This window comes from Parendozoicomonas callyspongiae, from assembly GCF_023502345.1.
In the GTDB taxonomy this organism is placed as follows: domain Bacteria; phylum Pseudomonadota; class Gammaproteobacteria; order Pseudomonadales; family Endozoicomonadaceae; genus Sansalvadorimonas; species Sansalvadorimonas callyspongiae.
In genome coordinates, this window is record NZ_JAMFLX010000006.1 from 110,669 (window position 1) to 134,612 (window position 23,944).

Sequence of the window (23,944 nt, forward strand, 5' to 3'; positions counted from 1 at the left end):
ACTTGGTTTTTTCTAAGTACAGGCACTTAGGTTCCACAATTCTTTGCAGCAGGAGTACAATAACCCACTTATTGTTTTGCCTGCCTGAGGAAGTGCAGATGTACCATGGTAGTTGTCTGTGTAAAGCCGTGCAGTTTGGTATTGATGGGGATATCAAATCTGTCACACACTGCCACTGTAAAATGTGTCAGAAATCCCATGCCTCAGCTTATGCAACCTATGCAGCTACTCCTAAAGAGAACTTTAAACTGACCGGTGAAGAAAACCTCGCGTGTTATGAGTCCTCTCCGGGTGTGAAGAGAACCTTCTGCAAACACTGCGGCTCACAAATTCAGTGGATTGATAACAACCGCTGGAGTAAAGAGTGGGCAACCTTCTCTCTGGCTCTTCTTGATGCTGACATTGATCCCCGAAAACAGCAGCATATTTATCTGGCATCAAAAGTGCCCTGGCTGAAGCTCTGTGATCACTTTCCTAAGCACCTTGAAGCTTCTATGTCTGCTGAAGCGTCGGTACCTTCTCCAGTACCTCCGGCGGAATCTCTTCAAGACTGACAAAGACTATAAACCCGCGTTGTAACTGCGACGCGGGTTTATGTTGTCTGTCCTGGGATATCCAGCGTCCTCCCCAGGTATTCCCGGCTTTATATTCAGGCACATCAGTACCTTCGGGAACATATTGATCCGTCACCATAGGACTAATCACTTGTTTCATTACGATCTCTCCAGCCCAAAACGGGAACAACCAAAGGCTGGTTATCGACCTGAAACTCCTCGTTAACAAGAAGTGATTGATCAAGATATTGATTGAACTGACTTAAACTGTTAGCAATTTTTAGTTATCCCAGCTGTCCGATAATTTCGATCCGGTATTCATCAGGGATTTCAGTCAGCCCCAGAACTGTTAATTCCCGGACTGCAGACAGTCGAGCGAAGCGAGACAGCATTGGGCGAAGCTGCGGAGTAACCAGAAGTATTGCGGGAATATTGAGGTTGTTGGAACGATCTAACACGACCGGAAGATTCTGCTGCAGTTTGACTGTAAGGTTGGGCTCAACAGGAAAAGCATCTTCGCTGTAGCTGCCGGTCTGCCGGGCCTGCTCAGAAGATTGAAGAAGGATTTTCTCCAGTTCCGATGACAGGGTAAAAACCTTGAGCAGGAAAGGATCATCCGGTTTTTGCCTGGACGTTAAAGGGGCCAGTATCTGATAGCGCAGGGCGATTCGAACATGCTCTGCCATCTGGATAGATGAAGGCTGGGTCTGGGGCTGAAAATCCAGCAGACGGGTGACAATCGTTTTTCTGTCAGAAAGAGGAACCTGGTCCTTAAGTAACTGCTGACAGACTTTCATCAACTGCCCCAGTGACAGCTTATCGGGAACCAGTTCATCACACAGGCGGGCTGACTCCGGCCTCAGTTGTTCGAGCCATTGGCGGGTTTCATCGTAACCAAAGAGTTCGCTGGCCTGATCCTTCATGATCCGACCCAGGTGCGTGGTAATGATGGTGACAGGATCAACCACTGTGTAGCCGAGACGTGTGGCATGATCTCGTTCGTTGTCGTCTATCCAGTAGGCTTTCAGTCTATATGCTGGTTCCAGTGTTTCTGTGCCGGAGATCTCACGAAGGTTGTTATCTGTTTTGATGGCCAGAGACTTTCCCATCTGGATCTGGAAACCTTCCCGGTCAACACTCTGCAGGGTCACCATATAGGCTTCAGGATCAAGGTTCATATTGTCCCGAATATGAACGGCTGGCAGAAGGAATCCCAGTTCCTGTGACAGTTCTTTTCTGGTTTCCCGAATCCGGCGTGTGAGCTCGCCTCCTGAACTTTCATCAACAAGGGGAATAAGGCGATAGCCGATTTCCAGTCCAATAGGGTCAACGGCAGGCAGGTCATGCCAGGCGAGTGTCGTAGGTTGAACTGGTTCCTGTTCTGCGGGTTGTTCCAGCTGTTTCTGTTTAGCCTGGGACATTGAGAAAAGAGCCATACCTAATATCAGGGTGCCAATGCCCGCAAAGGCCAGATGCGGCATGCCCGGAACCAGCCCGATAGCAATCAACAAGCCTGCTGTCACCAGAATTGTTTTGGGGTAGGCCAGAAGTTCTGCCCGGATCTGGTGCTGCATATCATGCATCCCGGAAACCCGGGTCACGATAATGGCTGCCGTTGTTGATAGTAATAAGGCAGGAATCTGGGCAACCAGTCCATCACCAATAGTTAGCAGAGAATAAGTATGGAACGCTGCAGAAGCGGGCATATCATGCTGCAGAATGCCAACACCCAGGCCGCCAAGAAGGTTGATTGTCAGTATTAACAGGCCGGCAACAGCATCACCGCGGACAAACTTGCTGGCGCCATCCATTGCCCCGTAAAAGTCAGCCTCCTGACCAACCTCTCTGCGTCGCTCCCTGGCTTCATCCTGGTTAACAAGACCGGCATTGAGGTCGGCATCAATAGCCATCTGTTTTCCTGGCATGGCATCCAGGGTAAAGCGGGCGGTAACTTCAGATATTCTTGTACAGCCTTTGGTAATCACCACGAAGTTCACAATGATCAGGATGATAAACACCACCAGACCGACGATATAATCACCGGCAATCACCACTTCACCAAAGGATTCGATGACCTTGCCTGCAGCCGCACCTCCGTTATGACCCTGCAGCAGAACAATACGGGTTGAAGCAATATTCAGTGCCAGCCGCAGAAGTGTTGAGATCAGAAGAAGGGTTGGAAAAACTGTGAATTCCAAAGGCTTTTTTATATAGATGGCCTGCAGTAATAGCACCAGGGACAGAGCGATATTAAAGGTGAACAGAACATCCAGAAAAAACGGTGGAATCCTGAGAATAATCATGGCCAGTGCCACTAAAAGCAGCAAAGGTGGTGCCAGATAGTTTGATAGCGCTGTTCGCAGTGTCTGTGTTGCTTGATCTGCCATTAATGCTGGTACTGAGTGGGGATGGGAATATCCTGCATTTCCGGCGGTTCACTCTGCTGACCGGCACGGTAACGATTCAGCAGGTAAACATAGGCCATAACGCGGGCAACAGCAGTATAGAGTTCGGAAGGAATGGGCCTGTCAATTTCAACATGGTAATAAACTGCACGGGCAAGAGGAGGCTGGCAGACAACAGGCCGGCCGGCTTTGCGGGCGATTTCAATAATTTTCTCAGCCAGAAGATCCGTTCCCTTGGCAACTACCACAGGAGCACTGTGCCTGCTGTCTCCTGACGAGTCATAACGAAGAGCCACGGCGAAATGATCCGGATTGGTGATAATAACATCGGCTTTGGGAACGTCCTGAAGCATACGGCGGTTGCTGAGTTCTTTCCGAACTTTTCTGATCCGCTCTTTGGTTTCGGGTGAGCCTTCCTCTTCTTTCTGCCCTTCACGCGCCTCCTGCTTGGTCATCATCAGCTGTTTGTTATGCCGGTAAATCTGCCAGGGAGCATCCAACAGCCCAATAACTAGAAAGCCCACCGAAAAAAGAACCATGGCTCTGGCAACCAGTGTTTGCAGCACTTCAGTTGCAGGCCTGAGCCCCTGCTGACCCGTTGCCATTATTTCGGGAAGTTCCCAGCTCAGAAACAGGTAAAGGATGCTGGCGAACACGATGGTTTTAAGAATGGCTTTCACCAGCTCTGCCAGTGTTTGAATGGAGAACAGCCGCTTGATTCCGGCAATGGGATTGAGTCTGTTCCATTTAGGCTGCGCGGCCTTAAAGCTCATAATCAACCCACCGGTCATCAGGGAGCCAGCAATAGCAGCCACCGTCACGATGAACAGAAGCGGGATAGCAAAACCGGAAACCGCCAGTCCTGATGCCAGCAACCTGCTGAACAAGTAACCAGGATCGGTTGATTCGGTGTTATCAAAACTGAGAGTCAGCTGACACAGTTCAACCAGAGAGGAGGGAATTGCCGGTGTGATCAACAAGAGAATCAGGCAGAACAGTAATAACTGGCAGGCCATTACCAGTTCTTTGGAACGGGGCACCTGTCCTTCGGCACGGGACTGGCGGATTTTTCGTTCGCCGGGTGGTTCCGTTGGCTCCTGGGCCGAGTCGTGTTCTCTGGACATCAGGTTTGTGCCAGCTGTCTGAGAAGCAAAATAGCTTCACGGGTAAAGCGACGGAATGGGGCTGAGAACTGTTCAAAGCTGAGACAGATAATCAACAGCCCTGATAAAAGAGAAAGCGGAAAGCCAAGGCTGAGAAGGTTTAGCTGCGGAGCGGCGCGGGACATAAATCCAAAAGAAATATTAATGATCAGTAGAGCGATCAAGGCAGGCATGGCCAATAAAAGAGCGGCAGAGAATATCCAGCCAGTAAAATGAAGTAATTGTTCAGCCGATTGCAGTACCTGGAAAAATGACCCAGGTTCTATGGTTTTGAAACTCTCCAGAACAATGGCAATAACCGTGGTATGGCCATCAACAAGAAAAAACATCAGCATGGCTGCCAGCTGGTAAATCTGGCTGACAACCGTCACGCTGATTCCTCCTGCAGGGTCATTCATCTGTGCCATGCCCAACCCCATCTGCAGGCCAATGGTATGACCAGCCATGGAGAACAGACTGAACCAGAGGGTTAAAACCATGCCGAACATTAGCCCGGTGAAAAACTCCCCCAGAGCTATCAGCATGCTGCTGGCAGACAATGCTGAAACTGTGAAACCTGGCGGAGGATTCCATGGCTGTGCCATCAAAACAGCCCCGGAGAAAACAGCTGTCATTAAAAGGCGTATGGACGTTGGGAGAAATGATCCCGTCACCGGAAACATCAGCATAAATCCGGAGATACGTGCAAAGGCCCAGACGAACGATGTAATCCAGTATTCCAGTGCCTGTCCGGGAATATTCAGCATCAGGCTATGTCCATCAGACTATGTCCGGCACAGCTTGATAAAGCCGAACAAAGAGATCACTCAGCTCCTGGATAAGCCAGTGACTGGCCAGGGCAATGGTCACAAGTGTTACCAGCAGGCGGGGAAGAAAGCTGAGGGTTTGTTCGGTGATCTGGGTCGCAGCCTGAAAGATGCTGATTATCAAACCGGTTATCAGACCGGGGAGAAGAAGCAGGGCTACGATCTTGGTAGCCAGAAACAGGGCATCCCTTAAAATGTCAGCAGCCAGATCCGGATTCATAACTAAAAGCTCCGCGCCAGACTGCCAACAGTCATCCCCCAGCCATCCACCAGAACAAACAGCATCAGTTTGAATGGCAATGAAATAATAAGGGGCGACAGCATCATCATACCCAGGGCCATCAGAATACTGGCGATAATTAAATCAATAACCAGAAAAGGCAGAAATATCATAAAGCCAATCTGGAAGGCTGTTTTCAGTTCGCTGGTCAGAAAGGCTGGCATCAGTGTGGTGATTGGGATATCAGCCTGACTCTGAGGCTGAGGTTCGCCACTCAGAACAAAGAACTGCTCAAGGTCTGTTTTTCTGGTCTGGCTCAGCATAAACCTGTGCAGAGGAGCGATGGTCTCTCTGGCAGCATCTTGAAAAGCGATCTGTTCATTCAGGTAAGGTTCGACAGCCTTGGTACGAATCTCCTCGAAAATCGGGCGCATGATGAAAAGCGTAAGAATCAGCGCCAACCCGATCAGCAGCCGTGTTGGAGGTGTTTGCTGAAGCCCCAGGGCCTGTCGCAATATCGCCAGAACGATCAGAATGCGGGTAAAACTGGTCATGGCCATCAGGGCTGTGGGCAGGAAGGTCAGGGCTGTCAGTAACAGTAGTATCTGCAGGCTGATACTGTAGTCTTGGGTCGCCCCCCCGGAGGAAACTGTCAGAAAAGGGATTTGACCCTGAAGGCCGAAGCTCAAAGAAGAAAATAACAGGAGAACGACACTTAACCCGACAGTCAAAATGTGTTTGGATTTATAGACTGCAGAAGATATCTGACAACCGCCTGATATCATGGCTTCAAAGCAGCCTCGTAAGGAGAAGGCTGGGTCAGACTAAGGATGCGAACGCCATAATAGTCACCTGCAAGAACAACTTCGCCTTTTGCGACCAGAACACCATTGACCTTCACATCAAGAGGATCGGTTTCCTTATGAGTCAGGGTGACAATCGAACCGACTTTCAGAGCTGATATTTCCGAGATAGACATCTCCCTGCCGCCGACTTCCAGAGTAAGAAGAACCGGAATATCACCAATGATTGAAAAGTCTGGTGTGGTTGTCGGATCAAAGACATCTTCTTTTTTGTGGCTACCCTGGTTTTTGGGTTGCTGTGGGCCGATGAGCTGTTCGCTTTCTACCAGAGAGTTCTCTTCAGAGCCATCAGAGCTTGCATAGCCTACAGAATCATCAGGGCCTTCTTGATCCGCTTCCGGTTCATCATTGTGGATATCTGCCTCAAAATTCCCCGTATCAAGTGTCTGGGCATCAGAAGCATCAACGTCTTCTGTTTCCTGATTAACAAACTCATCGTAATTGTCCGGAGAGTCAGTTGCCACTTACAGCTCCTGTGTTATCAGTGATTTCAAGTACCAGCATGTCGGCCTTAATAGCAGGCCGTGCTTTATGTAGCAGACTTTGCTGGGAACGAAGGTAGGCGATGTCTGGCCAGTTGATGGGAAAAATATCACCAGGTGCCATCCCGTTAAGCTGGCGCACGGAAATCCACTGACGTGCCAGTTCCGCATGAACGGGAACACGAACCTGCTGAATATTCTGGAACAGGTGCTTTTTGGTCGCAGATGAAGAATGGAGCATGCCGCTGACAGCGGCACTGATATAAAACGCGGGCATGGCTATCAGGAGCTCACTGTCATAGCTGCCAAGTTGATAAACAAATCGGCTGACAATTAAGGGCTCGGATAGTTTTGGCAGGTGAAGAATCATTGAAGGAGACTTTTCAAGAATATCAATCCAGTGGCTCCAGCTTGCTTTCCAGATACCGGCCAGAATTGTGGCAATATCCTTGATTAACTTCTGCTCTGCCTTGCTCATGGCTGAGTGATCATAGTCAATACCGCCATTACCACCGTAATAGAGGTCAACCATATTTCCGGGATCATTTTTTCCCATAAAAATGAAACCGTAGATTCCTTCCTGAATAGAAAAGCGAAAAATGATTTTGTCCGAGCTGAGAGTACTGAGAGTACTCTGGTAAAAATCGATCGATTCCAGTTCAAAGACTTTCACTGAACAGTCCAGCATCTCCACGAAGGGGGCGATAACCTGTTCTTTGAACTTTTCAGATATTTCATGCTGAACCTGTAATGCCCGCTGCATACTGACAGCGGATCGGATCAGCGAGAATGAGTCATGTTTTGGTTTCTCGTAATTACTCATCTCACCCACATGCGGAGTTACAGCTGTGGAGAAATATAGTTGAACTACAATCGCTCTACCGCCTGATTGCTGTAAACGGTCTGTGTGCGAGAAATATCGATGCTTTTCATGAAAGTGAGAGTGAAGGTGCTGTCTGATTTTCTGGCAATCCCTTTTCTTTTACTGGCAGGTCTTTTGCTAACCAGTGCGGCATCTCTGGCGGCCAACTACCATGTTCCCCTCGATGAGCAGAGCTGGGACTTTGAACAGGTTGAAGCCCTTCGCTGTGTTCTGACCCGAAACGTGCAGGGGCTGGGGGAAGTGTCGTTGGTGGCTGGTGCCGGTCAAACGTCCAGTATCATGCTGCAAACCATGCAGATGCGTAACCTGCGTGGTGTTGCCCGTTTTATTCTTCGGCCCGCTCCCTGGAACCGCCGGGATCCAGGGGAAGAGCTGGGCGTAACCATGAAGGACACCGGTACAGGCCTGAAGTTTGATCTGGATATTTCTCCTCTCGAGTGGATGTCCAAGCTGACCCACTCTTTCTGGTTGTTTCTGGAAGTCTATGGTAGTCGTCCGGAGCCGTTGATTTCTCTGGAGGTGCCCACAACCGGGATTAATTTCCAGATTTCCGAGCTGACAGATTGTCTGATTGGACTTCTCCCCTATAATTTTGAGCAACTTGAGAAAACAGTGCTTTATTTCGAGCCGGGTAAAGTTTTTTTAAGTGAAAGACAGCAGCTCAAACTGGCAGACATTGCCAACTACCTGCAATGGGATGGCACAGTTATTGGTCTGTCCATAGATGCCCATGCTGATAGCTCAGGTTATCGTCTTGATAATCTGAAATTATCAAAACAAAGGGCTGAAGTCGTTTATGACTATTTATTGTCAAAGAGTGTGAAGCCAACACAGGTTCTTCATCTGCGCCATCACGGGCAGCGTTATCCTGTGGCAGATAATGGAACCCGCAAGGGTAGACAGCTGAATCGTCGGGTGGTGATAACTCTAAAAAGGGATGTTCAGAGGGATTTTGTCCAGTCAGCTCTGGCTGACCCCTGATAGTGTCAACAGAACCAGGGTCAGGATTTGTAGCGACTTATGCAGTTGGCAGTTAACAAAGAGGTGATGTTGATCCGCTATGACTGAAATCAATCTGCTGGTGAACATGAATGTCCCAACCATCGACAGTATTCCCGATATTTATGGTCAGCAGGGTTTGCCTGATGATGCGGTCAGCAGTGCTTTACAGGGGAATGTTTCCCAGGGGTATCTGGAAATTTTCAGACAGTCGCTGGAGACAGTGAATACAAGCCAGAATCTGGCGGCACAGCAGATGACGGCTGTCTCACTGCATAAGTCAGATGACCTGATTGGAACTGTTATGGCCATTCAGAATGCCAGCCTCTCTTTCCAGTTCCTGCTGCAGGCACGAAACCGGGTAGTGGAAGGTTATCACGAACTCTTTAACCAACAGATCTGATTCATGGCATCACCATTATCAGTCTGGCAGAGCAGGTTAGCTGGCTGGTGGCGACGCATAACGGGCAGCGTTGCGCGTACCGCCAGACGTAGTGATACACCTGATAACCAAACCAGAACAGGGAGACCCGGGGCGTATCAAAGGAAAGGGCAGTTCCTGTTATGGGGTCTCGGACTTCTTTTCTTTGCTCTTGTCTTCAGCACCTGGCTCTGGTGGCGCGATCGCGACTATCAGGCACTCTACGGGCGCAATGAATCATTCGATACCGCAGCAGTCATGGAATGCCTGCAAAGAGAGAATATTTCCTACCGGTTGCATCCTGACAGTGGTCAGGTACTGGTTCATGCCGGTGATATTGCTGCTGCAAGGATGGCACTGGCGACATCCGGGATTGTTGTGCCAGTCAGGGGGCAGAGTGCTCAGCCCGAGAAAGGCTCAACTCTGGGTACCAGCCACTTTATGGAGCGAACCCGGCAACTGAAAAACCTGGAAGATGAACTGTCGCTCTCTATCCAGGGAATTGATGCGGTGCGCTTTGCCAGGGTTCATCTTGCTGTACCTGAACAGAGTACTTTCCTGCGTGATACACCGGGAGCAAGAGCTTCTGTTTCTCTTGATATCTACCAGGGGCAGTCTCTTTCAAGGGCGCAGATAAAGGGCATCATGGAGCTGGTGGCCGGCAGTGTGGCAGGCATGGAAAGTACAGCTGTGGCTGTTGTTGATCAGTCAGGCAAGCTGCTCAGTGCAGAGGTCAGTGATCTCAGCCCTGCGGTGTCAACCACAAGCCAGCAGCTGGCTGTTCGCAGCCAGGTAGAGCAGCACCTGGAAAACCAGGTAGGGAAGCTTGTGGAAGCGATCACCGGACCTGGTAATTACCGGGTTGATGTGGCGATTGAGCTGGATTTCAGCAATCAGGAAAGCGCCTGGGAAGACTATGGGCCGGACGGTGGAATTCTGCGCAGTGAGTCTGTTAGTGGTGCTCCCGTTAACCAGACATCTGATGTGGCAACGGCAACGGGCTCTGCCAGTATTGCCACTTCTACTGAAGGACCACAGGTCAGAAACTATGAAGTGAACCGTTCTGTAAACCGGATTGTTCGGTCTCCAGGACGCTTACTGCGCATCTCTGTAGCCGTTCTGCTGAACTATCGCTCTGGTAACAGTGGTGAACCCGTTTCCTGGGGGGATGATGAAATCATCCGGGTAAAGTCTCTGGTTGAACGGGCTGTCGGTTATAAAGAAGAGCGGGCTGATCAGGTAACAGTCAGCAGCATGCTCTTTTACCAGCCTGCACCGGCAGTAGAGTTCTCGATGATGGCTGATGTCAGGGATGAGATGCTGAAACCGATTTTCCAGATCGTAGCAGCTATCATGGCCTTGCTTCTGCTTTTTATTATCACCCTTCTTATGTCGCTCCGAAAAAGAAAACGCGCCCTGCTTCAGGCAGAGGATCGTGCCGTCAGAGATAAAGCAATGCTGGCAGAAGAGCGCACAACCATACCTGAAGAAGTTGTACCTGAAGCTGTCAGCGATGTGCAGCTTGAGGCCCGTAAGCGCCAGTTGGTGCAGTATGCCCGTGACAATCCTGATCGAGTGGCTATGGTGCTGAAGAAGTGGATGAGTGGTGACGATGAGCGATGAAGAGACAGCTCCCCAGATGAGCGGTCAGAGGAAGGCGGCAGCCATAATTTTCATGCTTGGTGAGAAGCTGGCAGGGAGTGTTGTCCGAAGGCTGGCACCAAACGAAATTCGAGCTATCAGCAAGGAGATCAATAACTTTCCCCAGCTGTCAGTTCATGACTTTATGCGGGCTGTAGAGCGCTTCGAAAAAGATTATAAAAACACTACTTTTATCAGTACTGATGCCCGCAGCCAGATTGAAGGCATTATGCAGAATGCACTGGGTAAATTGCATGCCGACTCCCTGCTGAATTCTCTGGAAGACCGTCATGAAGCTGATGATCGCCTGACAGGTCTGCAAAGTGTCAGACCTGATGCTTTGGCAGCCGTTATTCGAAAAGAACAGTTGCAGATGCAGGTTGCGGTTCTTTCCTGTCTTAACCCGATACAGGCCGCTGATGTATTGCAGGTTATGCCGGACGAGTCCCAGGCTGAAATTATTAAACGCATGGCGTGTATGGATTTCCTGCCGAAACTGGCACTGAACAGGATTGCCGGTTTTCTGGAAGACTTTCTCAAGGAAACCCATCAGGAAACTGTTATCTCCCTGCAGGGGCAGCATCTTGCCGCAGATGTTCTGACCCAGATGGAAAAGAGCCGGGTGGATTCCCTGATTGGCTACCTGCAACGAAGTGATGCCGACCTGGCCGCCAGTGTTGAGTCCAAGATGTTTACCTTTGAGCATATTTCCAGGCTGACAACAGACTCTATCCGGAAGGTGGTGACCAAGATCGACCAACGCCAGCTGGCACTCTCCATGAAGGGAATGTCCGAAGAGCTGCAGGAGCTGATCTTCTCCCTGATGGCAAAACGGGCAGCAGAGTATCTGCGGGAAGATTATGAGTCCCTGGGACGGGTTCCACTCAGTACTGTCAACCAGGCGCGCAAGGATATTCGTGACCATATGTTGGTGATGCTGCAGGCGGGGGAAATTACCATCAAGTCTAAAGATGATGAGATGATTGAATGAGCCGGCGTTACCTGTTGCTTAAGCAGTATCGTTTCCCCCGGTTCTATGATGATGCGGGACAGGTTGTTGACCTGACTCCTGTCCCTTCCGGAATTATTCATATCCACCTGAGAACAATTTTCTGGAAAGCCTACCGCAGGGGTTACAAGAAAGGTCTCAAAATGGGTCATGAAGAGGGACTGGAGCAGGGGGAAGAAAAGGGACAGAAAGAAGGTTTTCGCGATGGCCAGAACAAAGGCTATCAGATGGGGTTTTCTGAAGGGTTACAGACGGGCAAGAGTGAAGCCGAACATTTACTGGCTGTGCTTAACCAGTTATGGCGACACCTGTCCAGTATGGAAGGTGAAAACTGGGAGACTCTGGGGCGTTATCTGGTCACTTTGATTCGGGATACCTGCCAGAAAGTGGTTATGGATGAGCTGAGAACATCGGCAAAATCTCTGGAAAAACTGGTGCAGGATACCTTGTCCTTAATGCCGCGGGTGGATGATCTGAGAATTATTGTGCACCCAAGAGACAAGCTTGCGGTTGAACGCTTATCGGACCAGTTTCCGGAGCAGTGGCAGATTGTGACTGACAGCAGCATAACCGAAGGTGGCTGTCTGATTAAGGCAGGCTCCGGCGATGCGGATGCCCGTGTTGAAACCCGTCTGGACAGCTGTCTGGATGAGATAGAAACAGAAGTCCTGCAACCTACAAAAAGAAAAAAGATCCCCAAAGCGTATATCGCTCCTGTTGAGGTTCCTGTCGATGCTTCTGTTAAGAGAAGTTTAAAAGATGTTACGCAACCAGCAGACTCTTGATCAGCACCTCTCTGGGCAGTGGCAGGAGTTACTGGGAAAGCTGAGAGGAGCCAACAAGATTATTCGCCAGGAGCTGTCACCGGTTCGCATTACCGGAGAACTGGTTCGGCTGGCAGGTATGACCATGGAAGCAAAGGGGTGTCAGCTGGATACCGGGCAGCGCTGTCTTGTGAAAGGGCGGGGAGGCTCAAAAGTTGAAGCGGAAGTTGTAGGCTTTGATCAGCAGCATCTGTTTCTGATGCCTATTGAATATACCGACGGACTTGGGCCGGGAGATACGGTTATTCCCCTTGGAAGAGATACCTCTGTTCCTGTTGGTCCCGGTCTTCTGGGTCGGGTGGTCAACGGTGTTGCCAGTCCCTTGGATGGCAAAGGTCCGCTGCAGTGTGACAATCATATTCGTTTGCATGCTCCGTCAATCAATCCACTGGAGAGGTGTCCGGTTCGGCAGCCTCTGGATGTTGGTATTCGATCTATCAACGGTCTTTTCACCGTAGGGTGTGGCCAGCGACTGGGTCTGTTCTCTCCCAGTGGCGTTGGGAAAAGTACCCTGCTGGGCATGATGACCCGAAATACAACAGCTGACGTCATAATCGTGGCCATGATAGGAGAGCGTGGCCGCGAGGTGCGGGAGTTTGTGGAAACCATACTGGGCGAACAGAATCTGGGTAAAGCTGTGGTTGTGGCGGCACCTGCTGACCATGCCCCGGTGATGCGGCTGAGAGCTGCACTTCTCGCTCACCGTTTTGCTGAATATTTCCGCGACCAGGGGCTTCATGTCCTGTTACTTATGGATTCCCTGACCCGCTATGCCCAGGCCCAGCGGGAAATTGCCCTGGCAGTTGGGGAACCGCCATCGGCGAGAGGTTATCCGCCTTCCGCTTTCAGTATGTTGTCCCGGCTTGTTGAGCGGGCTGGTAACGGACGGGATAACTCCGGTTCTGTATCCGCTTTTTACACGGTTCTGGTAGAAGGAGAGGACAGCGAAGACCCTGTGGCAGAGTCGGCACGGGCAATCCTGGACGGACATATTGTACTCAGCCATGAACAGGCGATCAGTGGGCTGTATCCTGCTGTGGATGTTTCCCGTTCTGTCAGTCGGACCATGCCGGCCTGTGTGGATAAGGAATCCTTCTGGCTGGCAAGCCGGTTTCGTTACCTTTACGAGCGTGCCCGTACCGGTAGAGAGTTGACTATGCTGGGTGCCTATCAGAAGGGTAATGATCTGGAAATTGATAAGGCTCTGGCTTTTGAAGACAGGATGCGCAGTTTTCTCAAACAGGATATGTCGGAGAGATTCTCACTGCAGGATAGCCAGAACAGTTTGCAGGAACTGTTGAATGACACGAATTCCAAAGCTCAACCGAAACCTTCAGCAGCGCCTCAAACTGCATCTCAAACTGCAGAAACGTCTGCTTGAACAGCAGGGCTCAAAACTCAGAGAGCGGCGGACTGCTCTGGAAAGAGAGCTGACGGTGGCGGATCTTTTATCAGACTTAATGATGGATACGGCCCTGCGTCTGTCTCCGGGGGCATCCCTTTCCGGCATATCCCTGCACAATACCGCCCAGTTTAAATCCTTGCTCTATGCCGGGCTTGTTCACCGTGAACAACAGGCCGATGTTCTTCAGCAGGAATGTCAGGAAATGGCCAGTGATCTGCTGGTCAGCCGGAGGAAGGTTTCCCATCTGGAATCTGTGCTGGTTGCAACACGCAATGCCAGATTGCGACGGAAGTTACGTGAAATCAATGAAGAATGGGTTATGCGCGCCCGAGGGAACCGGAAAGGCTGATTTTTTTCTTACTGCCAAGGCCTGTCTGTGAATATCTCTTTTCTGGGTTTGGAAGCAGTATCCTGGATAAGCGCTGGCAGTAAACACTCATATCATCAAGATGCTGCTGGTTTCGCTGATACTGTTCACGGCATGTTTGCAGCAGGTTGACTGTCTCCTTCCACTGCTCTGTCTGCTGCCAGGCTGCGATATCCACAGATGTCAGATGTCGGGTAATCTCATCGTTTATCTCCAGACATTTTTCCGACAGTTCTGTCAGTTGTTCCGGGTCTCTGCAGATTAGGGCCTGTTCCTGTTTGATAAGGAGATCCCTGAGAGTATTCAGCCCGACGGTCAGGCGTTGAAACTCTGAATCTGTCATCAGGAGTGATGTCCTGAATCGATAACATTCGTGAGTAACTCGGAAGCTATAACCTTTGATGAGGCTGCATCTGGCAGATCCAGGCTGTTCCGGGCCTGTTCAACGCGTGCCGGATCAATATCTGTCATGGTGCGCAGTTTTTGCAGCTGAACAGTCAGCTCTGTTTTTTCGGTCGCAGCCTGCGCAGTCGTGTTTTCTGTTTTGGGAATCTGGGCCGTCTCAGTGTCCCGGGTGACACTGTTAGTTGGTGTACTTGCAGAAATCCGCTGAACTATGGCGGAGGGCAGCGAATATATCGCCATACGCCAATTATCCTCCTCAAACCATGTTTATAACCATCTGACATGGCTGTTGACTCAACTCTCGACCAGACAATGTAGAAGTTAAGTGCTGATTTATGAAATATGAAGTCATGTTGTTACTGAATACAAGGCTTCAGTCGTAAATAATTTTGCAAGAAATGAGTGTGAAAGAAGAAAAGCTGAACTACTTTCCTAAAGTGATTTTCTGCAGGCTGTAAAGGCAGAACAAAAACAATGGCGATCTCTTTTGCAGAGGCTCTTGGATACCACCCTGAACTGCTTTCACTTCAGGCTGAGAAGGTGACCGTTTACGGCAGTAATCTGGTGAACTCCGAGACGCCGAATTACCAGGCCTCTGACTTTGATATCACTCTTCGTGAGCAGGTGCTTGCCATGACGCGAACTGATGAGCGTCATCTGACCCCTTCCCCGAAAGGTGCAGTTGTGACCAGGCGCTCAGAACTGCAGACCATGCTTAATGGTAACAGTGTTGATGTCCCTCTGGAGCAGGCGACGATAGCGCACACCCTGTCAGATTACTCTACCAATATGTCGTTTATTCGTTACCACCTTACCGCATTATCTGCAGCGATTAATGGTCGCTAGGAGTCTCTGGTGAGCTTTCAGGGGTTATACGCGCTCTCAAGCCAGTCCATGTTTGTGCAGGATGTCAGGATCAATACGGTGGCAGGCAATCTGGTTAACGCTGATGTTGCTGCCAGCAGTGAAAACCAAGTGTACCAGACCCAGGATGTTGTTCTTGGGCCTGCGCGCGTGGGAACACTGTTTTCTGCATCTGGCAGTAGTGCCCTGTTCGGGGTGATGGTGAATGAGATTATCAGAAGTGACAAGCCTGTCAATGTGCGTTACCAGCCCGATCACCCCATGGCCGATAAAGATGGCCGGGTTTTTTATCCTGCCATTGATAGAGCCGAGCAGATGGCGAACATGATGTCGGCAGCACGTAGTTTTGATACCGCAGTATCACTCTTTTCAACCGGGCGGCAGATGCAGGATCGGTTGATTGACCTGATAAACCTATAGGTACAGACGATGTTGGCGGGATCTGTTTCACCCTCGACCGCAAATCCGGCTGAAATGTCGGTGACTGGCACTGCTCCTGATAAAGGTCGTGTAGCCAGTGAGTTGTCATCGCGGCAGACCTTTATGAAACTGCTGGTGGCACAGCTGAAAAATCAGGACCCTATGAATCCGATGGAAAGCACGGATATGGTCAACCAGCTGGCAGCTATCTCCAGTGTGGAGCATCTGGAGAGTATTCGTTCCCAGCTGTCCAGTCTCAACCAGGGGCAGAGTACGACAAATGCCGCTTTTGCCAGTGACCTGATAGGCAAAACTGTTGGTCTTGATTCCGATATTTTTGCCCTGACCGGCCCAGCTTCAGGCTTATCTGTGGATTTCCGGATTCCGCAGCAGGGGGCAGTGAAGCTGACATTGTTGGATGAACTTGGACGTCCTGTTGCTGAGAACATAAAGAGAGGCCGTCCGGGTGAGGTTCAAACCTCATCTTTGGCATCTCTGTTTGGACAGTCACTTTCCAAAGGCAGTTACCGGCTGCTCAGTGAGGATGTCAGTGGTGAACCCACGCTGTCCCGGCTTCAGGCCAGGGTAGAAAGTGTCATGTTACCGGAAGGTGGGCAGGAACCACGCCTGGTTCTTCGGGACAGTGTTCCTGTCCCCCTGTCCCAGGTAAGAACAGTTCGTTGATTGTAGGGGCTTCCCATGGCTTATATCGGTTTGAGTGGTCTGCAGATGGCGAAAAGCGGACTGGAGACGTCCGGGCATAACATCGCCAATGCAGAGACGGTAGGGTTCAAGGAGTTTCGCAATATACTCAGTGACAGCTATGCTCAGGCGACCGGTGGCAGTCATGTTGAAATGTCCGGTGTCAGGGTCAGTGCCATGGAGCAGATGTTCTCTCAGGGTTCTCTTAAGCTGACCGGCAACAGCTTTGATATGGCTATTGAAGGCAAGGGTTTTTTCACGCTGAACGACGATGGCCGACAGCTCTTTTCCCGTTCCGGTTATTTCCGCTTGGATAAAGATGGTTTTGTGGTGAATCAAGATGGCTATCGCCTGCAGGGTTTTCAGACTGGTGTGAACGGCCAGATATCGCTGGCCAGCCGTGGGGATCTCAAATCTGGAGCACAGAGTGTTGGTGGCAAGCCAACTACAACTCTGACAGCCAATGTCAATCTTGATGCCAACGAAAAGGAACCTGCTTCTGCCAGCAATTACAACTGGACGACTTCATTCAGTGTTTTTGACAGCCTTGGAACTCAGCACTTTCTTGGTGTCGGTTTTCGGAAGACGGCAACAGACAACCTCTGGACGGCTGCTTATCGGCTGGATGATGCCTCCACCTATACGGCCATGCCGTCAGATATGAATCTCAGGTTTAACAGCCAGGGTAAGCTGGATACATCGGGTGATGCCAATGTACAGCTGGCCACTAATCCGGGTAATGGTGCTGCCACCATGAATATTAATCTGGATCTGTCCGCTATCACCCAATACGCCTCTGACTTCTCCGTCAGTAATATTGAAAGAAATGGCTATGAGTCGGGCACCCTTAACCAGGTGTCCATGGGCGACGATGGCTTTCTTGAAGCACTGTACAGTAATGGTGAACGCAAAAGGCTGGGCCAGGTTATGGTGGCAACCTTTCCCAGTGAGGTGGGTTTGACCGTTCAGGGAAATAACTGCTGGGCAGAGTCAACCAGCTCCGGTGAGCCGGTTTTCAATATTTCGGGTAAAGGTGGGACTGGTCTGGTTCGGGGCGGTGTTCTGGAACAGTCCAATGTGGATATAACCCAGGAGCTGCTGAATCTGGTTATGGAACAGCGAAACTACCAGCTTAATGCCAGAACCATCAAGGCTGAGGACGCCATGAGCCAGACACTGCTGTCCCAGCTGGGATAAGGGAGTAAAGGCATGGATTATGGTATTCAAATGCCGGCCGGCACTTCTGATGCCATTATCAGATTCCAGTCGGTTCACGCATCCAATCTTGCCGGGACTTCTTCTCCAGGTTTCAAGGCCGAGATTCCCTATACCAAGCAACTTAAGCAGTCACAGAACGAGGCGATGGTGAAGCCTCGTTTCAATACACGGCATCTTCCTGAGCCCGGACGCAGTCAGACCAACTTTTCATCCGGGCCGCTGCGCAATACATCCAGAGATCTTGATGTTGCTGTGTCTGGTAAAGGTTGGTTGGTGGTTGAGGTTAACGGTACTGAGATGCTGACCCGCAATGGCCAGCTGGATATAGGTGCCAACGGAACTTTGATGACATCCAGCGGTTACCCGGTTATGGGACAGGGTGGTGGCGCTATAGATCTTCCCGAGTTTTCCAGTATCACCATCGGTCGTGATGGCAGTATCAGCTTGGTACCCCGGGGTGGGCAGGGTTCCGAGATCGTTGAAGCAGACCGGATCATGCTGGTGAACCCGGATGAAAGCGATTTACAGCGTCAGACCGGAAGCATGTTTCGGTATGCCGGTGACGCACCTCTTGCCGTCGATGCCAATGTTGAGCTGCTTTCTGGTGTTCTGGAAGCGTCCAATGTTGACGGTGTTGCTGAACTTATGAGCTTTATGGCTCTGGGGCGGGAATTTGAGATGAACGTGAAAATGATGACCGCGTTCGGTGATATGAGTTCCAGCGGTGACAAGCTGATTCAGTTGAATGTGACCTAACCGGGAGCAGTCTTCATGCATCCTGCGCTCTGGATAAACCAGACCGGGCTTTCTGTTCAGGATCGCCAACTGATGGCGACGGCTAATAACCTGGCTAACGTCAGCACCTATGCCTTCAAGAAAGACCGGGCCATCGTCGTTGATCAGTTTTACCGTGAGTTCCGGCAGGCCGGTGCACAGGCAGATCAGCAGAACACCCTGCCAACAGGTCTGCAGGTGGGCACTGGTGCTCGCGTTGATGGCATGCAGAAGGTGTTTATCAACGGCAATATCCAGACCACAAGTCAGGCTCTTGATATGTCTATCGTAGGCCAGGGTTTCTTTCAGGTGCAGATGCCGGATGGATCGCTGGCCTATACCCGTAATGGTCAGTTTCAGCTGAACTCTGAAGGGGTTATCGTTATGTCAGATGGTCTGCCTCTGGAGCCAGCCATTACGATTCCGGCAGAGGGTTTAACTGTCACGATTGCTGAAGATGGTACTGTCAGTGTCACTCTTCAGGGAGAAACACAGCCCCAGAATGTCGGCCAGTTTTCGCTGGTGAATTTTGTAAACCCTACTGGATTGAAGCCCAAGGGAAACCACCTGTATCTGGAAACAGAGGCGAGTGGTAACCCGGTAGAAGGTGTTGCCGGAGAAAACGGGCTGGGTATTATCCGGCAGTTCACCCTGGAAACTTCGAATGTGGAAGCTGTCGAAGAGCTGGTCAACCTGATCATGATCCAGCGCTCTTATGAGATGAATGCCCGCGCTATTGAAACCTCTGATCGTATGATGGAGTACCTGATACGTAATGTCTGATCTTGCGGGCCGGGTTCTCATTCTCTTGATAAGCCTGGCCCTGATCTCTGCCTGCCAGACCACCGAACCCCTGTCTTATCGGGATGAAGGGATAGACGATATCCCTGTCCCTGTTGTTGAGCCTGAAGCTTTAACTGTCGGAAGCCTCTACCAGGAGGCGACAGCTGTCAGATTATTTGTGGATCGCAAGGCATACCGGGTTGGCGATATTCTTACTATCACCCTCGATGAACTCACCCGTTCCAGCAAGAAAGCCGATACCGCTGTTAACAAGAAAAGCAGTATTGCCATCCCTGATCCCACCATTTTCGGTAAAACCGGTGCCCATATTCTGGGAAGTGGCCGGTCATTGGCAAACACAGCTGATATTGACCGCGGCTTTACCGGCAAGGGCAGTACCGGGCAGAGCAATATGCTGGTGGGGTCAGTCACGGTCATGGTGCAGGCGGTGCTGGAAAACGGCACGCTCTACGTCAAGGGCAGTAAAACCATACGACTAACCCAGGGCGATGAGGTTCTCTATATAAGCGGACTGGTACGTCCGGAAGATATCTCTCCAGACAACCGGGTGTCATCCAAGCGGCTGGCGGAAGCCAAAATCAGCTATACCGGTAAAGGTGATCTGGCTGATGCCAATACCCAGGGCTGGCTGAACCGGATTTTGAACAGCCGCCTGTTTCCCTTCTGAGCCAGGTGAAAGAGATGTTCCGGATTTGCTGCTCAGTTCTGGTTTTACTCTTTACTTCTGCCTGCTATGCAAGCCGGTTGCTTGATCTGGTTGATGTTGAGGGGGTTCGTGATAACCAGCTGATTGGTTATGGGCTGGTTGTCGGCCTACAGGGAACAGGTGATCAGACCCGCCAGACCCGGTTTACCGCCCAGTCTATCGTCAACATGCTGCGGCAGTTCGGAGTTCAGATGCCGGAAAATGTCGAACCCCGCCTGAAGAATACGGCTGCTGTCACGGTTTCTGCATCGCTGCCAACCTATGCCCGTCCCGGGCAGAAAATTGATGTCACTGTTCTGTCCATGGGGGATGCCAAAAGCCTGCGTGGAGGCAGCCTGTTGGCAACTCCACTGAAAGGTGTCGATGGTCGTGTTTATGCGGTGGCCCAGGGAACACTGTTTGTCGGTGGAGTCTCTGCGGAAGGTGCCAGCGGCTCCCGGGTCAGTGTGAATGTATCTACTGTCGGTCGAATTCCGGGGGGAGGTATTGTGGAAAGAGGCGTTCTTCCTGCTCTGCAGAACAAGACCACTGTGACCTTAAACCTGCATGAAACCAGTTACCGCCAAGCACGTTCCATTGTTAAAAGCATTAATGAGTTGTTTGGTCATGGAACGGCAAGCGCTGTTGATGGTCGCCAGGTAGAGGTGGAAGTTCCCCTGAACTCCGATCAGCGGGTGGCATTTATGTCAGCACTGGAAGGTTTGGATATCGAAACCGGTGAAGAAGCTGCCAGAGTTGTGTTCAACGCCAGAACCGGAACCATTGTGATTGGCCAGAATGTGAAGGTGAAACCGGTGTCTATCAGTCATGGCAGTCTGGTGGTGACAGTCAGTGAGAAGCCACAGGTCAGCCAGCCCGGTCCCTTTGCCAGAAGGGGGACAACACAGGTCACACCACGCAGTGATGTCAGTGTCAGTGAATCCAAAAAGGCACTGACCATGCTTCCGGAAGCAGTCTCTCTTGAAGAAGTCACCAGTGCTTTGAACAGTATTGGTGCCACATCCAGCGAAATGATGGCTATCCTGCAGGCCATGAAAAAAGCGGGAGCACTGGAAGCTGAGCTGGAGATTCTCTAGTGAGGTAACTTATATGGTACCTGTATCCTCTGTACTACCTTCAGGCCTAATCTATGAAGGCGGGCAAAGTCATTCCAGTTGTTCAGATGAATCAGTTATGCAGCAGTTTCATCACCACTTATTGGGAGAGGTTTGCAAAGGCTGCCAGAAAACAAACAAGCTTTTAGCTGGTGATTCCTCACTGTCACTGGCAGGAAATTCTGCCCTTGAAGAAACTTTCTGGAACAGTGTTCTGGCTAATGTCGTTGAGCAGTCCCGCTGGAGTGAGATGGGTTTGTCTGTGAAGGAACAGGCTGAATGAGCACTTTGCAGAATATCGGTCTTTCCGGTCTTGTCGCGGGAAGGAGCAGCCTCGATAACACCGCACAGAATGTGTCCAATGCCCTGACCGAGTGGTATAGCCGCCGCGAGAACATCCTGGTTCCAAGACAGACACATGGTTCGACCGAGCGGCTGATGGTTGCGGGTGTGGAAATTCCGGAAGTCCGGCGGGTGACCGATGACTTTGTCACAACGCGGGTCTGGTATACCAGCGGTAAGTATCAGCAGGCGCAGGTTCTTAACAGTTATCTGAACCAGCTGGATGCCATCCTGGGTGGTGATCATACAGGCTATTCAGAACCCCTCGATCGCTTTAATCGTTCCTTGCAGCGGGCGGCAGTGAATCCTGAAGATCTTGCCGTACGACAGCAGGTTCTCGGTGATGCACGTTTGGCGGGTTTACAGTTGCAGACCATCCAGGAACGGTTGATGGCATTTCATGAGCAGATGGATGTTCAACTGAACGGTTTGGTCACTGAAGTGAATCAACTGGCGGAATTTACCGCTGAATTGAACGAGCGCATCCGAACCGTCACGGTGGCAGGCAGTGATGCCAGTGACCTTCTGGATAACCGTAACCGTGTTATTGACAGACTGGCAGAATTGGCAGGGGTAAAGGTACGTCAGCAGGATTTTCAGGTTGTTGATGTTGTTCTCGCCGGTGGGGAAGCTCTCGTTTCCGGTAATGAACATGCCAAACTGGCACTTTCCAAAGGCAGTGGCGATCCTTTAAAACCTGAAATACGAATTAATAATGGTCAGATTCTGCTATCCATGGACAGGTGGAGCGGCATGATTGGAGGTATAGCCGAGTTTCGGGACAGTGTGCTGCTTCATGAGCAGAATTCACTGGGGCTGCAGGCTGCCATGTTAAGTGGTGGCTGTAACCGAATTCTTACTGCCGGGTATGGGCTTGATGGAAATCCGGGACAGGGTCTGTTTCTGGCAACCAACGACAGTAGTCTGTTAGGCCAGCGGGTACTTCCGGGCAGCAACACCGGTAGTGCTCAGCTTACCGTCACGATTGATGAAAACACACCGGAAAATTATGTTGCAAGCGATTACCTGGTGAAATTCACATCTGCAACCCAGTGTTCTGTCACCCGGCTGAAAGATAAACATACGCAGGTGTTGAACCTTTCCGGAACGGCGTCAATAGACGGACTGAACCTGAATATAACCTCAGGTACAGCTGCAGCTGGCGATACCTACCGGCTGGTGCCCTGGCGTTATCAGGCAGGGGATACCAAATCCATTCTGGAAGATCCCCGCAAGCTTGGTTTTGCCGGACTCAACCCGTCAGCAACAACGCCAGCTGATAGAAGTAATGGCCCGGGGGATAACAGCAACCTTCAAACACTGCTGAATTACATGGGTGGTAAAGGGCTGAACTACAGTCTTGCGGTTGAGGTTGACCGGCAGGTTTCCCGGGTTGCAACGGATGCCAGTGAAGCTGCCAGCCGGGAAAAAGCGGAGAAAACACTCAGAACCAGCGCCAGGGCTGAGCGGGATAATTTATCTGGTGTAAATCTGGATGAAGAGGGTGCCAACCTGATCAGGTTTCAACAGTATTACCAGGCTAATGTGCGGGTTATGGCAGCCGGAACCATGATGGTGGATGAACTGCTTAACCTGTTGACTTAGATCAATAGAGCCTAAGGTTTGAGAGTACCTGGAGATATGCCGTTATGAGGATAAGCACACTTCAGGAACAGACCAGTATGCTGTCCCACTTGCAGGCTGCGACCAGCAGATCCAATAGCGACTGGAACCGTGTTGCCAGCGGTAAGAAGCTTAACCAGCCATCGGATGATCCTCTTTCTGCGGTACAGATCCTGGAAGTCAATCGACGTATAACAGCAACTGATGTTTATTTGCAGAATATTGCTGCGTTGAATGACCTGCTTGGTCATGAAGATATTCTGCTGAAAGAGGGAATCAACCTCGTTGGCCGTGCCCGCGATGTGATTCTTCAATCCAATAATGCGGCTATGGATGATATCGGCCTCCAGGCCCATGGCCGGGAGGTTGCTCATATCATTGACAGTTTGGTGACTGTGGTGAATACCCGTGACGCGGATGGCAACTATCTGTTTGGTGGCCATAAAATATATGACGCGCCTATCGTTATCGAATCTGATGGGCGGCTAAGAGTGAACAATGACAACGCCAGTCAACGTAAGGTTATGGTGACAGAGACAGCCAGTGTCTCCGGGCCGGATAATGCCCACGAGCTTTGCTTTCATATCAACGACGGGGCAGGCGGCACATTCAATCTTCTCACTGTTCTGGTTGAGCTGAAAGGCCATCTGCTAACCCCCCCTTCAGATTTATCCAGCCGACTGACGGTTGCACTGGATAAAATGGATAAAGCGGCAGATTGTCTTAATAGTCATCAAACAAATCTGGGGGCCCGGTTAAACATGCTGGGAGAGACAGCAGATAACCACCGTGAGTACAAAATATTCTGTCAGAAACTGGCAGGAGACCTGGGTGATCTTGATTATGCTGCCGCTGTCTCGCGTCTGAGCCAGTCAACGACGGCCATGGATGCAGCGCGAAAGAGCTTGACCTCTGTTGGAAGCCTGTCCCTGTTTCAATATTTGAAATAG

General features: G+C 50.7%; 28 protein-coding genes. 19 read left to right on the forward strand and 9 right to left on the reverse strand.

The genetic code is table 11. The features are described from left to right. The first annotated feature begins 98 nt into the window (after positions 1-98). Positions 99-554: a GFA family protein gene (locus tag M3P05_RS06200; protein ID WP_249698569.1), complete on the forward strand. Its 456-nt coding sequence runs from the start codon at positions 99-101 to the stop codon at positions 552-554. A gap of 284 nt (positions 555-838) precedes the next feature. Here M3P05_RS06200 and flhA read toward each other — a convergent pair whose 3' ends face one another. From flhA to M3P05_RS06235, 7 genes are all read right to left on the reverse strand, one after another. Further along, positions 839-2,941 (reverse strand): flagellar biosynthesis protein FlhA, encoded by a 2,103-nt coding sequence (gene flhA, locus M3P05_RS06205; RefSeq protein WP_249698570.1) that lies wholly within the window; start codon positions 2,939-2,941, stop codon positions 839-841. Continuing rightward, positions 2,941-4,083 carry a flagellar biosynthesis protein FlhB gene (gene flhB, locus M3P05_RS06210; RefSeq protein WP_249698571.1) on the reverse strand — a complete coding sequence of 381 codons (1,143 nt, stop codon included), beginning with the start codon at positions 4,081-4,083 and terminating at the stop codon, positions 2,941-2,943. Before flhB ends, flhA begins: the two co-directional genes overlap by 1 nt. Beyond that, positions 4,083-4,868, reverse strand: a complete 786-nt coding sequence (gene fliR, locus M3P05_RS06215; protein WP_249698573.1) for a flagellar biosynthetic protein FliR — start codon at positions 4,866-4,868, stop codon at positions 4,083-4,085. Before fliR ends, flhB begins: the two co-directional genes overlap by 1 nt. A 13-nt stretch (positions 4,869-4,881) precedes the next feature. After that, positions 4,882-5,148, reverse strand: a complete 267-nt coding sequence (locus M3P05_RS06220) for a flagellar biosynthetic protein FliQ (RefSeq protein ID WP_249698574.1) — start codon at positions 5,146-5,148, stop codon at positions 4,882-4,884. A gap of 2 nt (positions 5,149-5,150) precedes the next feature. Further along, entirely contained in the window at positions 5,151-5,837 is a 687-nt protein-coding gene (gene fliP / locus M3P05_RS06225) for a flagellar type III secretion system pore protein FliP (RefSeq protein ID WP_249698575.1), read from the reverse strand. Positions 5,838-5,929: 92 nt separating this feature from the next. Continuing rightward, a complete protein-coding gene (locus tag M3P05_RS21090) occupies positions 5,930-6,475 on the reverse strand; it encodes a FliM/FliN family flagellar motor switch protein (protein ID WP_249698576.1) in 546 nt (181 codons plus the stop codon). Continuing rightward, the gene (locus M3P05_RS06235; protein ID WP_249698577.1) at positions 6,465-7,316 is read right to left on the reverse strand and encodes a FliM/FliN family flagellar motor switch protein; all 852 of its coding nucleotides are present in this window, start codon (positions 7,314-7,316) and stop codon (positions 6,465-6,467) included. Before M3P05_RS06235 ends, M3P05_RS21090 begins: the two co-directional genes overlap by 11 nt. Positions 7,317-7,415: 99 nt before the next feature. On the opposite strand from M3P05_RS06235, the gene M3P05_RS06240 reads away from it, so the two are divergent. The 7 genes from M3P05_RS06240 to M3P05_RS06270 all read left to right on the forward strand — a co-directional run bounded on the left by M3P05_RS06240 (position 7,416) and on the right by M3P05_RS06270 (position 14,024). After that, on the forward strand, positions 7,416-8,357 hold the full coding sequence (locus M3P05_RS06240) for an OmpA family protein (protein ID WP_249698578.1): 942 nt from the start codon (positions 7,416-7,418) through the stop codon (positions 8,355-8,357). A gap of 79 nt (positions 8,358-8,436) precedes the next feature. Continuing rightward, positions 8,437-8,778, forward strand: a complete 342-nt coding sequence (locus tag M3P05_RS06245; RefSeq protein ID WP_249698579.1) for a flagellar hook-basal body complex protein FliE — start codon at positions 8,437-8,439, stop codon at positions 8,776-8,778. Positions 8,779-8,781: 3 nt separating this feature from the next. Beyond that, a complete protein-coding gene (fliF, locus tag M3P05_RS06250; RefSeq protein ID WP_249698580.1) occupies positions 8,782-10,419 on the forward strand; it encodes a flagellar basal-body MS-ring/collar protein FliF in 1,638 nt (545 codons plus the stop codon). Continuing rightward, on the forward strand, positions 10,409-11,428 hold the full coding sequence (locus M3P05_RS06255) for a flagellar motor switch protein FliG (protein ID WP_249698582.1): 1,020 nt from the start codon (positions 10,409-10,411) through the stop codon (positions 11,426-11,428). The genes fliF and M3P05_RS06255 overlap by 11 nt, the downstream gene beginning before the upstream one ends. Beyond that, entirely contained in the window at positions 11,425-12,231 is an 807-nt protein-coding gene (locus tag M3P05_RS06260; protein WP_249698583.1) for a FliH/SctL family protein, read from the forward strand. Before M3P05_RS06255 ends, M3P05_RS06260 begins: the two co-directional genes overlap by 4 nt. Next, on the forward strand, positions 12,206-13,651 hold the full coding sequence (locus M3P05_RS06265; RefSeq protein WP_249698585.1) for a FliI/YscN family ATPase: 1,446 nt from the start codon (positions 12,206-12,208) through the stop codon (positions 13,649-13,651). Before M3P05_RS06260 ends, M3P05_RS06265 begins: the two co-directional genes overlap by 26 nt. Continuing rightward, positions 13,572-14,024, forward strand: a complete 453-nt coding sequence (locus tag M3P05_RS06270; protein WP_249698587.1) for a hypothetical protein — start codon at positions 13,572-13,574, stop codon at positions 14,022-14,024. The genes M3P05_RS06265 and M3P05_RS06270 overlap by 80 nt, the downstream gene beginning before the upstream one ends. Here the strand turns inward: M3P05_RS06270 and M3P05_RS06275 are convergent. Together M3P05_RS06275 and M3P05_RS06280 are read right to left on the reverse strand one after the other, a co-directional pair. After that, on the reverse strand, positions 13,993-14,385 hold the full coding sequence (locus M3P05_RS06275; protein ID WP_249698588.1) for a hypothetical protein: 393 nt from the start codon (positions 14,383-14,385) through the stop codon (positions 13,993-13,995). The two genes, M3P05_RS06270 and M3P05_RS06275, sit on opposite strands and share 32 nt — an antisense overlap. Continuing rightward, complete coding sequence (locus tag M3P05_RS06280; protein WP_249698589.1) at positions 14,385-14,687, reverse strand: hypothetical protein; 303 nt, start codon at positions 14,685-14,687, stop codon at positions 14,385-14,387. The genes M3P05_RS06275 and M3P05_RS06280 overlap by 1 nt, the downstream gene beginning before the upstream one ends. Positions 14,688-14,921: 234 nt before the next feature. Here M3P05_RS06280 and M3P05_RS06285 point away from each other — a divergent pair, with 234 nt between their 5' ends. The 11 genes from M3P05_RS06285 (at position 14,922) to flgL (ending at position 23,944) form a co-directional block, all read left to right on the forward strand. Beyond that, the gene (locus M3P05_RS06285; protein ID WP_249698590.1) at positions 14,922-15,293 is read left to right on the forward strand and encodes a hypothetical protein; all 372 of its coding nucleotides are present in this window, start codon (positions 14,922-14,924) and stop codon (positions 15,291-15,293) included. A 9-nt stretch (positions 15,294-15,302) separates the two neighbouring features. Beyond that, positions 15,303-15,731: a flagellar basal body rod protein FlgC gene (locus M3P05_RS21095; RefSeq protein WP_249698591.1), complete on the forward strand. Its 429-nt coding sequence runs from the start codon at positions 15,303-15,305 to the stop codon at positions 15,729-15,731. Between the two features lie 9 nt (positions 15,732-15,740). After that, positions 15,741-16,415, forward strand: coding sequence for a flagellar hook assembly protein FlgD (locus M3P05_RS06295; RefSeq protein WP_249698592.1), 675 nt, complete (start codon positions 15,741-15,743; stop codon positions 16,413-16,415). A gap of 15 nt (positions 16,416-16,430) precedes the next feature. Further along, complete coding sequence (locus M3P05_RS06300; RefSeq protein WP_249698593.1) at positions 16,431-17,630, forward strand: flagellar hook protein FlgE; 1,200 nt, start codon at positions 16,431-16,433, stop codon at positions 17,628-17,630. Positions 17,631-17,642: 12 nt separating this feature from the next. Next, positions 17,643-18,407, forward strand: coding sequence for a flagellar basal body rod protein FlgF (locus M3P05_RS06305; RefSeq protein WP_249698594.1), 765 nt, complete (start codon positions 17,643-17,645; stop codon positions 18,405-18,407). A 15-nt stretch (positions 18,408-18,422) separates the two neighbouring features. Further along, the gene (gene flgG, locus M3P05_RS06310) at positions 18,423-19,208 is read left to right on the forward strand and encodes a flagellar basal-body rod protein FlgG (RefSeq protein WP_249698595.1); all 786 of its coding nucleotides are present in this window, start codon (positions 18,423-18,425) and stop codon (positions 19,206-19,208) included. After that, complete coding sequence (locus M3P05_RS06315) at positions 19,201-19,896, forward strand: flagellar basal body L-ring protein FlgH (protein ID WP_249698597.1); 696 nt, start codon at positions 19,201-19,203, stop codon at positions 19,894-19,896. The genes flgG and M3P05_RS06315 overlap by 8 nt, the downstream gene beginning before the upstream one ends. A gap of 14 nt (positions 19,897-19,910) precedes the next feature. Next, positions 19,911-21,011, forward strand: coding sequence for a flagellar basal body P-ring protein FlgI (locus M3P05_RS06320; protein WP_249698598.1), 1,101 nt, complete (start codon positions 19,911-19,913; stop codon positions 21,009-21,011). A 97-nt stretch (positions 21,012-21,108) separates the two neighbouring features. Continuing rightward, positions 21,109-21,312, forward strand: a complete 204-nt coding sequence (locus M3P05_RS06325; protein ID WP_249698599.1) for a hypothetical protein — start codon at positions 21,109-21,111, stop codon at positions 21,310-21,312. After that, positions 21,309-22,976, forward strand: coding sequence for a flagellar hook-associated protein FlgK (gene flgK, locus M3P05_RS06330; protein ID WP_249698600.1), 1,668 nt, complete (start codon positions 21,309-21,311; stop codon positions 22,974-22,976). Before M3P05_RS06325 ends, flgK begins: the two co-directional genes overlap by 4 nt. Positions 22,977-23,020: 44 nt before the next feature. Next, positions 23,021-23,944, forward strand: a complete 924-nt coding sequence (gene flgL / locus M3P05_RS06335) for a flagellar hook-associated protein FlgL (RefSeq protein WP_249698601.1) — start codon at positions 23,021-23,023, stop codon at positions 23,942-23,944.

Excerpts from the sequence above, each read along its gene's own strand:
- M3P05_RS06300 (WP_249698593.1), top strand. The coding sequence starts at position 16,431 with ATGGCTTATATCGGTTTGAGTGGTCTGCAGATGGCGAAAAGCGGACTG.
- M3P05_RS06275 (WP_249698588.1), bottom strand. The coding sequence starts at position 14,385 with ATGACAGATTCAGAGTTTCAACGCCTGACCGTCGGGCTGAATACTCTC.
- M3P05_RS06270 (WP_249698587.1), top strand. The coding sequence starts at position 13,572 with ATGACACGAATTCCAAAGCTCAACCGAAACCTTCAGCAGCGCCTCAAA.
- M3P05_RS06325 (WP_249698599.1), top strand. The coding sequence starts at position 21,109 with ATGCAGCAGTTTCATCACCACTTATTGGGAGAGGTTTGCAAAGGCTGC.
- fliF (WP_249698580.1), top strand. The coding sequence starts at position 8,782 with ATGGCATCACCATTATCAGTCTGGCAGAGCAGGTTAGCTGGCTGGTGG.
- flgL (WP_249698601.1), top strand. The coding sequence starts at position 23,021 with ATGAGGATAAGCACACTTCAGGAACAGACCAGTATGCTGTCCCACTTG.
- flhB (WP_249698571.1), bottom strand. The coding sequence starts at position 4,083 with ATGTCCAGAGAACACGACTCGGCCCAGGAGCCAACGGAACCACCCGGC.
- flhA (WP_249698570.1), bottom strand. The coding sequence starts at position 2,941 with ATGGCAGATCAAGCAACACAGACACTGCGAACAGCGCTATCAAACTAT.
- M3P05_RS06315 (WP_249698597.1), top strand. The coding sequence starts at position 19,201 with ATGTCTGATCTTGCGGGCCGGGTTCTCATTCTCTTGATAAGCCTGGCC.
- M3P05_RS06235 (WP_249698577.1), bottom strand. The coding sequence starts at position 7,316 with ATGAGTAATTACGAGAAACCAAAACATGACTCATTCTCGCTGATCCGA.
- M3P05_RS06265 (WP_249698585.1), top strand. The coding sequence starts at position 12,206 with ATGTTACGCAACCAGCAGACTCTTGATCAGCACCTCTCTGGGCAGTGG.
- M3P05_RS06240 (WP_249698578.1), top strand. The coding sequence starts at position 7,416 with ATGCTTTTCATGAAAGTGAGAGTGAAGGTGCTGTCTGATTTTCTGGCA.
- M3P05_RS06285 (WP_249698590.1), top strand. The coding sequence starts at position 14,922 with ATGGCGATCTCTTTTGCAGAGGCTCTTGGATACCACCCTGAACTGCTT.
- M3P05_RS06255 (WP_249698582.1), top strand. The coding sequence starts at position 10,409 with ATGAGCGATGAAGAGACAGCTCCCCAGATGAGCGGTCAGAGGAAGGCG.
- M3P05_RS06295 (WP_249698592.1), top strand. The coding sequence starts at position 15,741 with ATGTTGGCGGGATCTGTTTCACCCTCGACCGCAAATCCGGCTGAAATG.
- flgK (WP_249698600.1), top strand. The coding sequence starts at position 21,309 with ATGAGCACTTTGCAGAATATCGGTCTTTCCGGTCTTGTCGCGGGAAGG.
- M3P05_RS06320 (WP_249698598.1), top strand. The coding sequence starts at position 19,911 with ATGTTCCGGATTTGCTGCTCAGTTCTGGTTTTACTCTTTACTTCTGCC.
- M3P05_RS06260 (WP_249698583.1), top strand. The coding sequence starts at position 11,425 with ATGAGCCGGCGTTACCTGTTGCTTAAGCAGTATCGTTTCCCCCGGTTC.
- fliR (WP_249698573.1), bottom strand. The coding sequence starts at position 4,868 with ATGCTGAATATTCCCGGACAGGCACTGGAATACTGGATTACATCGTTC.
- M3P05_RS06200 (WP_249698569.1), top strand. The coding sequence starts at position 99 with ATGTACCATGGTAGTTGTCTGTGTAAAGCCGTGCAGTTTGGTATTGAT.
- M3P05_RS06245 (WP_249698579.1), top strand. The coding sequence starts at position 8,437 with ATGACTGAAATCAATCTGCTGGTGAACATGAATGTCCCAACCATCGAC.
- M3P05_RS06305 (WP_249698594.1), top strand. The coding sequence starts at position 17,643 with ATGGATTATGGTATTCAAATGCCGGCCGGCACTTCTGATGCCATTATC.
- flgG (WP_249698595.1), top strand. The coding sequence starts at position 18,423 with ATGCATCCTGCGCTCTGGATAAACCAGACCGGGCTTTCTGTTCAGGAT.
- M3P05_RS06220 (WP_249698574.1), bottom strand. The coding sequence starts at position 5,148 with ATGAATCCGGATCTGGCTGCTGACATTTTAAGGGATGCCCTGTTTCTG.
- M3P05_RS06280 (WP_249698589.1), bottom strand. The coding sequence starts at position 14,687 with ATGGCGATATATTCGCTGCCCTCCGCCATAGTTCAGCGGATTTCTGCA.